The sequence below is a fragment of the Streptomyces sp. NPDC086023 genome (assembly GCF_044540325.1).
Classification (GTDB): domain Bacteria; phylum Actinomycetota; class Actinomycetes; order Streptomycetales; family Streptomycetaceae; genus Streptomyces.
On sequence record NZ_JBITRX010000003.1, the window covers coordinates 446,390 to 458,322 of the forward strand.

Sequence of the window (11,933 nt, forward strand, 5' to 3'; positions counted from 1 at the left end):
ATGGGGAGCGGACTGCTCTGCGACCGCGCCGACGACGACGGGGACGTCCGTGACGTAGGGGGCGGGGGTGTGCGCGGTGCCGTGGTCCAGGAAGTCCGCGACGATGCAGGTGATGTTGTCGGGCCCGCCGCCGCGCAGGGCGAGCTGGATCAGGGACTGCACGGTCACCTGGAGGCCGTGGTAGGCGTTGAGGGTCTCCTCCAGCATCTGGTGGGGGACGACGCCGGACAGGCCGTCGGAGCAGATCAGATAGCGGTCGCCGGCGCGGACCCCGCGGATCGAGAGATCGGGCTCCACGGGCCCGCCGCCTCCCACCGCGCGCATCGACAGGGAGCGCTGCGGGTGGGCGCCGGCCTCCTCCGCCGTGATCCGGCCCTCGTCGACCAGCCGCTGGACCCAGGTGTGGTCCTGCGTGATCTGCGTCAGGACGCCGTCGCGCAGCAGGTACGCGCGGCTGTCACCGACGTGCACCAGGCCGAGGCTGTGGCCCGTCCACACCAGGGCGGTCAGAGTGGTCGCCATGCCCTCCAGCCGGGGGTCTCCTCGACCATGGCCCGGAGCCGGTCGCCGGCGCGCTGCACAGCGGTGCCGAGCGCGGTGAGGACGTCCGTGTCCGGGGTGGTGTCGTCCAGCCGGACGAGGGCGGCGATGACTTCGGAGCTGGCGACCCGGCCGGCGGCCTGACCGTCCATGCCGTCGGTGCGTCCGTGCGGAGCCCGGCTCCCGCTCCGCCCCGTCGGTCCCCTTGACGGCGGTGATCCGCATGCTGGCCGCCCCCCGGTCTCACGCTGCCCCCACCCTGGCACAGCACCGGGCGGACCGCGGGTCGTTCGGACCGGAGGGCTGAAGGGCGCACCCCCGGAAATCACGGCTGACAGATCAACGAGAGCGTGCCTATGATGCTGTTGATGATGAACTTCACCTCTTCCGGATTGGGGGAATCGTCCACGCAAGGTGAGTGCTGATGGCACTTCACTCCGCGGAAGCGATTTCCACCCACCTGCTGATGTGGCGGCGCGTACGTGAGTACGCCGTCCCACCGTCCATGATCGAGAAGGCGGCCGCACGCCGTGCGGCCGGCGACTGGGCGGGGGCCTGTGCCGCCGCCCGGATCGACGTCGATCTCGACCTGCGCGCCGTGCGCCACCGCCACGGCACCGACCTCACCACCCGCCTCCGGGCCGACCTGCGCCGGCTGGCGCCCGATCTGCTCCGCTGGCACATGCCCCGGATCGCCCCCGACGGGCGCCTCCGGCCCGGTCTCACCCTCACGCTGGCCCGCTACGGCGGCCCCGGCACCGCGGCCGTCCAACTCGTGGTGCGGACGCCACCGGCCTGGGCGGACGCAGGCCAGCGGATGTCCCTCACCCTCTGGGAGGAGCACGGGGACGACGCCTCCGGGCAGCATCCGCACCCCCACCCCGACCGGCGCTTCCGGCTCGACCTGCACCGCCACCTCTGGGACGGCACGCGCAGCGGCGATCTGGCACGACGGCACGCGGCCGCAGGGGATCCGTACGCGGCCGGCGGCCCGGAACGGCCCGCCGGTCACGATCCCTGGCCGCCCGCACACTGGGCGGCCGAGGCGGAGCTCCTGCTGCGCGCCGAAGGCCGCCCCCGTGGGGCCCTCACCGCACGCACCGGCGTACGCAGCCTGGCCGTACTCGAACTCGTCGCCCCGGACGACAGCCACGTCCCGGAACTGCGGCCGGTACGCGACGCCCCACCGCGGCAGGAGACGGCGGCGCTCCCCGTCCTCCCCGAAGCCGCGGCACGGCCCCTGCCGGACCTGGAACTGCTGCGGGCCGGCCTCCTCACGGCCGACCGGCTGCACCCCCTGGTCGCGGCAGCGCTGCCGGGCCATCCGGACGCAGCGGGGGACACGGCCGCGCGTACGCCACCCGCTCCTCCCGGAGCGGCCGACGTGCTGTTCGGCGGCATGGACCCGCACCGGGTCGCGTGCTCGGGGCAGCTCCACCGGCTCGTGCTGCGGGACGGCGTACTCGCCGCAGTCGACCACGACCCGGCCCAACTGGCCCGTGAGGAACTCCTCATGGCGCTCGGCGGCCCCGGTCTGCCCTGCCTGCGGGCGATCGACACGGCGCACCGCACCCCCGAAGCGCTGCCCGCGGTCCGCGAGCGGCTCGGCCACGGCGACGTGACCGGGGCGCTGGCCGTGGTGGAAGGGCTGCTCGGTCCGGCTGCGGTCCTCCGGGAAGGGCCCCTGCGTGACGCCCTGGACGAGGCGCTGACCGGCCGCATCGACTACGGGCGGTTCCGCTCGGGTCTGGTACCGCTGCACCCGGCCGCGGACGTGGGGGAGGACGCCGGCCGCAGGCCACGGACCCACTGGCGGCTGCCGCGGGCGATCCTCGGCAAGCGGGGTGCCCGTACCCGGCCCCGGACGGGCCTGCCCGGCTGACGGCCCGCCGGGCCCGAGCCTCCGACCTCACCCAGAACTCCCCGCGCTCCGGCGCGAACCGCACGGCGCCGCACGGCGCCGCACGGCACCGCACGGCACCGCACGGCACCGCACGGCGCTGCACGGCACCGTGCCACACCGCGCGCCTCGACCTCCACACACCCAGGACGGCCCCTGCCGTCCCCGCATGCACCAGGTGATGCCCATGACTCCCAGCGCCCTCCTCTCCGAGCCGGCAGCGCTCCCGGCCACCCGCACCCAGCTCGCCCTCGCCGGCGACCTGCTGACCCTCCTGCGGACGACGACCACCGAGCCGCGCCCCGACGAGCAGTTGGAGGCGCTCACCCTGGCCGTCGCCGCCGACCTGCCCGTCCTGCTGTGGGGCGAGCCGGGCATCGGCAAGACCGCGGCGCTGACCCAGCTCGCCGCCTCCCTCGACCTGCCGCTGACCACCGTGATCGCCAGCGTCCACGAGCCGACGGACTTCTCCGGCCTGCCCGTCGTCGGCGACGACCCGGCGGTGAACGGGGTGCCCATGGCCCCGCCGCAGTGGGCCGTGGAGCTGGTGCGCGCCGGGCGCGGACTGCTCTTCCTGGACGAGCTGTCCACCGCGACGCCGGCCGTCCAGGCGGCCCTGCTGCGGGTCGTACTCGAACGGAAGGTGGGCGCCCTCCAGTTGCCGCCCGGCGTACGGATCGTGGCCGCCGCCAACCCCCGCGCGTCGGCAGCGGACGGCTGGGAGCTGAGCCCCCCGCTGGCCAACCGGTTCGTGCACCTCTACTGGGTGCACGACCGGGACGTGGTGGTGCGCGGCCTCGGCGGGGTCTGGCCGCGTGCGGAGCTGCCCGGGCTGGATCCGGCGGGGCTGCCGGAGGCGGTGGCGTTCGCCCGGCGCGCGGTGTGCGGCTTCCTGCACGCGCGGCCGACGCTGATCCACCGGCTGCCGACCACCGAGACGCGGCGCGGGGGTGCCTGGCCCTCGCCGCGCAGCTGGGAGGCGGCGATGACGCTGCTGGCCTTCGGCACGGCGGCGGCCGTCTCCCGGGAGGTGCTGGCGCTGCTGGTACGGGGCGCGGTCGGGGACGGGCCGGGGCTCGAACTCCTGGCTCACATCGACCGGATGGAACTCCCGGACCCGGACTCCCTGCTGGCCGACCCGGCCCGCGCCGAACTGCCGGAACGGGGTGACCTGCGGCAGGCCGCCCTGGAGGCGGTGGTGGCCGCCGTCGGTGCCCGCCCGGAGCGGGAGCGCTGGGACGCGGCCTGGGCGGTGCTGGTCAGGGCACTGGAGACCGGTACCCCGGACCTGCTGGTCGGGCCGGCGAAGGCGCTGGCCGGACTGCGGCGCGACGGCTGGGAGGTGCCCGAGGCGGTGGAGCGGCTGGCCGGCGTGGTCGGTCTCGCCAAACGTGCGGAGGAATCGGTGGCCCGGACCGCGGCAGCCGCCGCCTCGCGTGCCGCGGGTGGGCGCCGATGACGGGGAACGCGCGGAAGCCGGTGCCGAGGACGGCACAAGCCCGCAAGCCGGCGGTGTCGGCGACGGGCCACGCGCGCGCGGCGGTGCCGCGCCCGCTGCCGCGCCCGATGGCCCCGCCGCCGCCCCCGCGTCCGGTTCAGGCGTCGGACCCGTGCCGGCCGCCCGGCCCCGATCTCCCGCTCGACCTGGAGAAACTGCTGGCCGCCCGGCTGTATGCGGCCGAGGTGCGCCCGTACCTCGCCGGCGCGCTGTTCGCGCTGCACGTGGTGGAGGACCGGTCGGTGCCGACGATGGCGGTGGACGCGTACTGGCGCTGCTACGCGTCCCCGTCCTTCGTGGCGCGCACCCCGCTGGAGGAGCTCGCGGGGGTCTGGGTGCACGAGGTCTCGCACCTCCTCCGAGACCACCACGGGCGCAGCGAGCGCTACGCACGGGAGCACGGGGAACACGGACCGGGCGACCGGCTGCGGCAGAACATCGCGGCCGACTTCGAGATCAACGACGACATCTACGGCGACGGTCTGCCGAGCCCTGCCGGGGCCGTGCGGCCGGGCATGATGGGCCTGGAGGACGGGCTGCTGATGGAGGAGTACCTGCGGATGTTCTCCACGGCCGGCCGCACGCCGAGGCTGGCCTGGCTCGACTGCGGCAGCGGCGCCGACGGCCGGGCGCGGCCCTGGGAGCTGGGGCCCGACGGGTCCCACGGCCTGACCCGCCAGCAGCGGGACGCGGTGCGCTTCCGGGTCGCCGAGGCGATCACCGGCCGCCCGGGCGACGCCCCGGAGGGGTGGCGGCGGTGGGCCGACGAGGCCTTCCACCCGCCGCAGCCGTGGCGGCAGCTGCTCGGAGCGGCGGTCCGCGCGGCCGCGGGCGCCCCGGGAACGGGGGAGGACCACAGCTACCGGCGTCCCTCCCGGCGCTCCGCCGGCGTCCCCGGCGTGGTGCTGCCGAGCCTGCGCCGGATGCCGCCCCGGGTGTGCGTCGTGATCGACACCTCCGGCTCGGTCAGCGACGCCGAACTGGGCAGCGCGCTGCTGGAGGTGGCGGCGATCTCGCGGGCGGTGGGCGGGCGGCGCGACCTGGTCTCGGTGATCTCCTGCGACGCCGCCGCGGGGGTCGCCGTACCGCTGTGCCGCGCGGAGAACCTGGAACTCGTCGGCGGCGGCGGTACGGACCTGCGCTCGGGGTTCGCCCGGGCGCTCCGCGCGAACCCCCGCCCCGACGTCATCGTGGCCCTGACCGACGGCCAGACACCCTGGCCCTCCTCACAGCCGCCCTGCCGCACGGTCGTGGGCCTCTTCCCCCGACCCGCCCGCGCGGCGGACGAGGACGACCCGGACTACGTCCCCGACACCCCGCCCCCCTGGGCCCGCGTGGTCCACATCGGCTGACCCGCGGCGAGTTCGAGGACTGCTCCGTCCAGGGGCACAGGGCCCGGTACGCCGCCTACTACGCGTAGGCCGAGTGCTCGCCCGCGCGGCCCCGGCGGGCCCGGATCTAGGCGATGACCGCCGACGCGTGCACCTTGCCCGGGGCGCGAGGGTGGTCCCGTGGACATGCTCACGGATCCCATGGAGATCATCCTGTGGACGCGGCACGCCGACGACGGCCGCTGGTCGGCCAGGCCCGTCTGGCTGGTGCTGGTCGACGGACACGCTTACGTCCGCTCGGCGTTCGGGCGGCGCAGCGCCTGGTACCGGCGGGTGCTGGACGGCGCCGCCGTACGGGTCGAAGCCGACGGAGCCCAGGGGCCCGTCACCCTGCGGCCGGTGACCGACCCCGGGCTCGTCCGGCGCGTCTCCGACGCCTACCGGGACAAGTACGGACTCGGCTGGCCGGGTCCCGTGGAGTCGATGAACCTCCCGGGGACCGCCGCCACCACCATGCGCCTCCACGCACGGGGCTAACCGATGTCCGGCAGGTCCCGCAGCTGCCTGCGCGAGGTGAGCTGGAGCTTGCGGAAGATGTTCCGCAGGTGGGCGTCGACCGTCCGCGGGCTGAGGAACAGCTTCGCCGCCACCTCCTTGGAGGTGGCGCCGTCGGCGACCAGGCGGGCGATGTGCACCTCCTGCATCGTCAGCTGGTCAGACGCCTTGGCGGTACGGCGGCGGGCCTGCTCACCCGTGGCGCGCAGTTCGCCGGCCGCCCGGTCGGCGAAGGCCTCCATGCCGAGCCCGGTCAGTGACTCGTGCGCCTGCCGCAGTTCGGTACGGGCCTCCCGCCGCCGGCCCTGACGGCGCAGCCACTCCCCGTACAGCAGGTGGGCGCGGGCGCGGTAGACGACCAGGGCGTCGTCGCCGAGCAGGGCGATCGCCTCCTGGTACGCGCCCTCGTCCTCGGTCACCAGCGCCCGCGCGTACGCCTCGACGCCGAGGCCCCACGCGTGCCCGCCGGCCTGCGTGCGCTCCGTGAGCGACGCCAGGGCCGCGGCGGCGGCCTCGGTCTCCCCGCAGCGCACCGCGGCTTCGACCAGTTCGGGCAGGGCCATGCCGGCCATGCCGACGACGCCGGAATCGACCGCCCGCCTCGCCGCCTCCAGCGCGGCCGCGTAGTCGGCCAGGCCGTTGTTCAGCACGGCCGTCGCCCACTGCACGCTGAGGCTCATCCGCGGTCCCACCGTCCCGAAGAGCTTGAGGGCCTCCTCGCGCCGCCCGCGCAGTGCCGCCAGGTGCAGGCGCGGGTAGACCAGCGGTGCCGCCCCGGTGGCGTCGGCGATCGCCTCCTCCTCGGAGATCAGCTCCACCGCGGTACCGAAGTCGCCGCTGTGCGCCTTGGCCGTGGCCTGCATGGCCAGTCCGATGGGCAGGAGGTGGAAGGACCCCGACTCGCGGCCGGCCCCGACCGCGCGGGCGGCGACACCGTGCAGGGTCCCGAAGTTCCACAGCTCGGTCGCCAGCATGAAGCCCAGCGACGGCCGGCGTCGCCACACCTCGTCGCCGGGCTCGGCGACGACCGGCCCGAGGACGGGTGCTGCGGCCCGGTGTCCGTCCCGGACCAGGCAGACCAGACCGGTCAGCACGGCCGCGGCGCCGCCCGCTCCCGCGCTGCCCGCCGCAAGGCTCGCCGCTTCCTCCGCCGGCGGGGTCTTGGTGACGGCGTCCACCACCTCGTCGAGGCCGCCGAGCAGCAGGCCCATCTCGAAGGCGTCCAGACAGCACTCCCGGGCCCGGGCGGGGTCGGCGTCCGCCAGGCGGGCGGCGGCCCGCAGCAGGTGCGCGGTGGGGCTCTCGTCGCCCCGGCGGCGTACGAACGACAGCCTGCCGCGCAGCAGGTCGGCCCTGGCCCCCTGGCCCGGATCGTCGGTGCGTACGGTGGTCAGGAGGTCGGCCGCCGTCTCGAACTCGCCTGCCGACAGCTTCGCCTGGACCGCGGCGAGGACCCGCTCGGTCCGCGGGGCCGGGCTGACGGTGAGCTCGGCCGCACGTTCGAGGAAGGCCGCCGCCGCGGCGACCCCGCCGCGTTCCCGGGCGCGGGCGGCGGAGATCTCCAGCTGGGCCGCCACCTCCTCGTCCGGGCCGGGGCTGGCCTGGGCACGGTGCCAGGCCTTCCGGTCGGGGTCGGCCTCCGGGTCGGTCACGGCGGCCAGCGCCTTGTGCGCCCTGCGGCGCTCGTCCGGGGTCGCGGCGCGGTAGGCCGCCGAGCGTGCGAGGGGATGGCTGAACCGGATCCGGGTGCCGAAGTCGACCAGCGCAACGGCCTGCGCCACGGCGGCCGCGTCGATGCCGAGCAGCTCCGCGGCACGCCACAGCAGGCCGGGGTCGCCGATCGGCTCGGCCGCTGCGAGGGTGACCAGCAACCTCGCGGCCGGCGGCAGGAGTTCCAGCCGGGACCGGAAGCTCTGCTCGATCGCACCGGGCACCGAGCGGGGCTGGGCGAAGCCGCCCGCCATCCCCGTCGGCCCGGCGGTCCTGGGCAGCTCCACGAGTGCCAGGGGGTTGCCGCGCGCCTCGCCCAGGATCCGGTCGCGCACCCGCTCGTCCAGCGGGGCGCGCACCGCCGCGGTCAGCAGCGCGCGGGCCTCCGCCTCCCCGAGGCCCTGGAGCGTGTGGCCGGGCAGCTGCTCCAGTTCGGGCAGCCGGCTCGGCTCGCGCGCGGCGAACACGAGGGCGATGGACTCGGCTGACACACGCCGGGCCAGGAACGCCAGCGCCTTCACCGACGACCGGTCCAGCCAGTGCGCGTCGTCGACGACGCACAGGACGGGGCGTTCCCGCACTGCCTCCACGAGAAGGCCCAGGGAAGCCACGCCGACCAGGAACGGATCCGGGGTGCCGGTGTCGAGCCCGAAGGCGATCTCCAGAGCCTTGCGGTGCGGCGCGGGCAGCGCGGTCAGCCCGCCGGTGACGGGGGCGAGCAGCTGGTGCAGTGCGGCGAAGGGCAGTTCCATCTCGAACTCCGCGCCGGACGCCCGTACCACGAGGAAGCCGCTCGCGGCGTCGCCGAGGTGCCGCAGCAGCGCGCTCTTGCCGATGCCCGGCTCACCACGCAGCACGAGGGCGCCGCCGCGCCCCTCCCGTGCCGCCTGCAGCAGGGCGTCGAGGCGGCGTATCTCGTCCTGGCGGCCGATCAGTGCGTCCGTACGTGTCTGGGGCATGTCCCAAAAGCTATGCGGTGAAGCGCCGTTGGCGGAATCGTCACCAGCCCCACCAGCCCCACCAGCCCCACCAGCCGCACCAGCCCCGCCGGCCTCCCCGGGCGGGCCGGCCCGCCCGGTCCCGGGCCCCCGGCGCGTCACCCGCGGCGCCCGACGGTACGGCAGTTACGGCCGCCTCCACCTACGGGTCCCGTCTCGGCGAACCGCGTATAGGTGATGACCACCGACGCGAGCGGAGTCCGCCGGCCGCGAAGCTGTGGCCATGACCCGCACCGCACCGGAAACACCCGCCGTCACAACCGGCTGGACCCCACTCGGAGTTCTGGCCACGGCCCAGTTCCTCGTCGTGCTGAGCACCTCGATCGTGAACGTCGCCCTGCCGCAGATCCGGGCCGGACTCGCCCTGACGGACACGAGCCAGGCCTGGACGGTCAACGCCTACGTCCTGGTCTTCGGCGCGCTGCTGCTGCCGGGCGGCCGGGCAGGCGACGTGTACGGCCTCCGGCGGGTGTTCCTGCTCGGCACCGCGGTGTTCGCCCTCTCCGCCCTGGGCGCGGCACTGGCCCCGTCGGCGATCGCGCTCATCGCCTTCCGGGTGACGATGGGGATCGGGGCCGCACTGCTGGCGCCGACCGGGCTGGCCCTCGTACTGACGCTCTACACCGGCCCGGACCGGCGCGGCACCGCGCTGGGGGTGTGGGGCGCGGTCTCCGGCGCCGGCGGTGCGGCGGGCGTACTGCTGGGCGGGCTGCTCACGGGTCTGTACGGCTGGCGGGCGGTGTTCGCCGTCATCGTGCCGCTCGCCCTGGCCGTGCTGGTGGCCACCCGGCTGCTCGTCGGCCCCGACCGGCCGCGCGGCGGCAGCATGGACGCCCCCGGCACGGTGACGGTGACGGCAGGGCTGGTCGCCCTCACCTACGGGCTGTCCGGACCGTGGCCCCTGGCCCTGGCCGGCCTGGTGCTGCTGGGCCTGTTCACCCTGCTCCAGCGGCGGTCGGCCGCCCCGCTGCTGCCGGCCCGGATGAGCGTCGTCGCGGTGCCCAACGTACTGATGGCCCTGCTCGGCGCGGTCTGGCTCGGAGTCTTCTACTTCCTGCCCCACTACCAGCAACGCGTCCTCGGCTACTCGCCCCTGGAAGCAGGTCTCACCCAGCTCCCGCTGGCCCTGACGATCACCCTTTCCTCCTGGTTCACCGGAAGGCTGCCCACCCGCAGGGCGCTCCCCGCCGGCCTGCTGGTCCTGGCGGCCGGACTGGCCTGGCTGTCGCGGACCCCGGCCGACGGCACCTTCCTCATGGATCTCCTCGGCCCCACGCTCCTCATCGGCGCGGGCCTCGGGACCGCCTTCGTACGGCTCACCACCACGGTCTCCACGGGCGTCCCGGCCGCCGACAGCGGTCTGGCCGGCGGCCTGGTCAACGCCACCCGCCAGATCGGCGGAGCCGTCGGCCTGGCCCTCCTGACCCTGCTCCCCACCTCCGGCGCGGCCTTCCTCGCCTGCGCCGCCCTGACCCTCCTGATCTCCGCACTCTCGACCCGAAAGGCCTGACCATGTCCCTCCGGAAGCCCTACATCAGCGAGCACTTCACCCCGGTCGCCGACGAGATCACCGGCCACGACCTGAAGGTCCGCGGCACCCTCCCGCCCGAGCTCGACGGCCGCTACTTCCGCAACGGCCACAACCCCAGGCCGGGCGTCACGCCGACCCACTGGTTCCGCGGCGAGGGCATGCTCCACGGCGTCCGCCTCCGGGACGGCCGGGCCGAGTGGTACCGCAACCGCTGGGTGCGCACCCCCTTCCTGGACGGCGTCCCGTTCACGGGAACCGAGCTGGAGGTCAGCGCCGCCGCCACCAACATCATCTTCCACGGGGGCCGCTACCTGGCCCTGCAGGAGGCCAACCTTCCCTGGGAGGTCGGCGCCGACCTCGAAACGATCGGCGTCCACGACTTCGGCGGCAAGCTCACCAGCTCCATGACCGCCCACCCGAAGGAGGACCCGGAGACCGGCGAGCTGCACTTCTTCAGCTACAGCCCCTTCGCGCCGTACCTCACCTACTACGTGGCCGACGCCTCCGGCGCCATCGTCCGTTCCGAGGCCGTCGACGGCTCCGGCCCCTCCCTCATGCACGACTTCGCCATCACCCGCGACCACGTCGTCTTCCTCAACTCGCCGGTCGTCTTCGACCACGCCGAGCACTCCGGCATCCCCTACCGCTGGCACGACGACGTCCCGCTGCGCATCGGCGTGATGCCGCGCGCCGGTGGCCGGACCACCTGGTACGAGGCGCCCGACCAGGCGGCGCTGCTGCACGTCGCGAACGCCTACACCGACCCGCACGGCCGGATCGTGCTCGAAGCACCCCGCTTCGACCGCTCCGCCTGGGAGAACTCCTGGAAGTGGTGGGTCGGCGCCCCCGGCCACGGCACCAGCCCCGCCGCCGGCTCGACCTTCCACCGCTGGATCGTCGACCCGGCCCAGGGCAAGGTCACCACCGAGTCGCTCAACGAGCTGGTCACCGAATTCCCGACGATCAACGAGGCCCGCACCGGCTCGGACCACCGCTACAGCTACGCCATCGCGTTCCCGGGCGCGGGCCTGTCGGGCTACCACACCGTCAAGCTGGACTCGCGGACCGGCGGCCAGACGCTGCTGGCACACGGCGAGGGCCGGATGCCGGGCGAGGCGGTCTTCGTACCCGCCGAGGGCGGCTCCGCGGAGGACGACGGCTACCTGCTCACCATCGTCAGCGACGTCAAGGCCGATGCCTCGGAACTGCTCGTCCTGGACGCGGGCGACCTGAGCACCGTGGCCGCGGTGGAACTGCCCCGCCGGGTCCCGGCGGGCATCCACGGCGACTGGATCCCGAACCCCACCGCCTGACGCCCACCACCCACCCCGTCACCCGCCGGGACCAACCCGGAATCGAGAAGCGACCATGACCTCCACGGCCCCCCAACACGACCACCACCCCACCACCATCGACGAGACCGCCCCCGTCATCGCCGACCACTCCATCCGCATCACCGCCCCCCTCGACCGGGCCTGGCAACTGCACACCGACATCGCAAGCTGGCCGCAGTGGCTGTCCGCCGTCACCGAGGCGCGCATCGACGGCCCCCTCACCCCCGGGACGGCCTTCCACTGGGCGACCGCGGGGATGTCCATCGAGTCCACCGTCTACGCGGTCGACCCCGCGGTGCACCGCATCCTCTGGGGAGGCCCCGCGCACGGCATCACGGGCATACACGAGTGGACCTTCACCGAAGACGGCGACGACGTCGTGGTCCGCACCCGCGAGTCCTGGTCAGGCGCCCCCGTCGACGCCGACCGAACCACCCTCGCCGCCGCCCTGGACGACGCCCTGACCACCTGGCTGACCGCCCTCAAACAGGCAGCGGAGTAACCGCCCCGCACCAGGCCCGGCCCCCAACGGGGCC

General features: G+C 75.0%; 8 protein-coding genes and 1 pseudogene. 7 read left to right on the top strand and 2 right to left on the bottom strand.

The genetic code is table 11. From position 1 onward, the window contains the following. Positions 1-6: 6 nt before the first annotated feature. A pseudogene (locus ACIF6F_RS08665) lies at positions 7-811 on the bottom strand (PP2C family protein-serine/threonine phosphatase); the annotation flags it as partial. A gap of 153 nt (positions 812-964) precedes the next feature. On the opposite strand from ACIF6F_RS08665, the gene ACIF6F_RS08670 reads away from it, so the two are divergent. The 4 genes from ACIF6F_RS08670 to ACIF6F_RS08685 all read left to right on the top strand — a co-directional run bounded on the left by ACIF6F_RS08670 (position 965) and on the right by ACIF6F_RS08685 (position 5,806). Beyond that, positions 965-2,422, top strand: coding sequence for a hypothetical protein (locus ACIF6F_RS08670; protein WP_399943175.1), 1,458 nt, complete (start codon positions 965-967; stop codon positions 2,420-2,422). A 199-nt stretch (positions 2,423-2,621) separates the two neighbouring features. Further along, the gene (locus ACIF6F_RS08675; protein WP_399943177.1) at positions 2,622-3,899 is read left to right on the top strand and encodes an AAA family ATPase; all 1,278 of its coding nucleotides are present in this window, start codon (positions 2,622-2,624) and stop codon (positions 3,897-3,899) included. 185 nt (positions 3,900-4,084) lie between these two features. Next, complete coding sequence (locus ACIF6F_RS08680) at positions 4,085-5,290, top strand: VWA-like domain-containing protein (protein WP_399943483.1); 1,206 nt, start codon at positions 4,085-4,087, stop codon at positions 5,288-5,290. 165 nt (positions 5,291-5,455) lie between these two features. Then, positions 5,456-5,806 (top strand): DUF2255 family protein, encoded by a 351-nt coding sequence (locus tag ACIF6F_RS08685; protein ID WP_399943486.1) that lies wholly within the window; start codon positions 5,456-5,458, stop codon positions 5,804-5,806. On the opposite strand, the gene ACIF6F_RS08690 is transcribed toward ACIF6F_RS08685, so the two are convergent. Further along, complete coding sequence (locus ACIF6F_RS08690) at positions 5,803-8,493, bottom strand: ATP-binding protein (protein ID WP_399943180.1); 2,691 nt, start codon at positions 8,491-8,493, stop codon at positions 5,803-5,805. The two genes, ACIF6F_RS08685 and ACIF6F_RS08690, sit on opposite strands and share 4 nt — an antisense overlap. 262 nt (positions 8,494-8,755) lie before the next feature. Here ACIF6F_RS08690 and ACIF6F_RS08695 point away from each other — a divergent pair, with 262 nt between their 5' ends. From ACIF6F_RS08695 to ACIF6F_RS08705, 3 genes are read left to right on the top strand one after another with little or no spacing between them, the layout of a single operon-like run. Continuing rightward, entirely contained in the window at positions 8,756-10,042 is a 1,287-nt protein-coding gene (locus ACIF6F_RS08695; RefSeq protein WP_399943182.1) for an MFS transporter, read from the top strand. A 2-nt stretch (positions 10,043-10,044) separates the two neighbouring features. Then, positions 10,045-11,376 (top strand): carotenoid oxygenase family protein, encoded by a 1,332-nt coding sequence (locus ACIF6F_RS08700; RefSeq protein ID WP_399943184.1) that lies wholly within the window; start codon positions 10,045-10,047, stop codon positions 11,374-11,376. A 55-nt stretch (positions 11,377-11,431) separates the two neighbouring features. Next, positions 11,432-11,899, top strand: a complete 468-nt coding sequence (locus ACIF6F_RS08705; RefSeq protein WP_399943186.1) for an SRPBCC family protein — start codon at positions 11,432-11,434, stop codon at positions 11,897-11,899. Positions 11,900-11,933: the final 34 nt, after the last annotated feature.

Bases quoted from the DNA above. Each gene is read 5' to 3' on its own strand.
- ACIF6F_RS08670 (WP_399943175.1), top strand. From the start codon at position 965: ATGGCACTTCACTCCGCGGAAGCGATTTCCACCCACCTGCTGATGTGG.
- ACIF6F_RS08675 (WP_399943177.1), top strand. From the start codon at position 2,622: ATGCCCATGACTCCCAGCGCCCTCCTCTCCGAGCCGGCAGCGCTCCCG.
- ACIF6F_RS08685 (WP_399943486.1), top strand. From the start codon at position 5,456: ATGCTCACGGATCCCATGGAGATCATCCTGTGGACGCGGCACGCCGAC.
- ACIF6F_RS08690 (WP_399943180.1), bottom strand. From the start codon at position 8,493: ATGCCCCAGACACGTACGGACGCACTGATCGGCCGCCAGGACGAGATA.
- ACIF6F_RS08695 (WP_399943182.1), top strand. From the start codon at position 8,756: ATGACCCGCACCGCACCGGAAACACCCGCCGTCACAACCGGCTGGACC.
- ACIF6F_RS08700 (WP_399943184.1), top strand. From the start codon at position 10,045: ATGTCCCTCCGGAAGCCCTACATCAGCGAGCACTTCACCCCGGTCGCC.
- ACIF6F_RS08705 (WP_399943186.1), top strand. From the start codon at position 11,432: ATGACCTCCACGGCCCCCCAACACGACCACCACCCCACCACCATCGAC.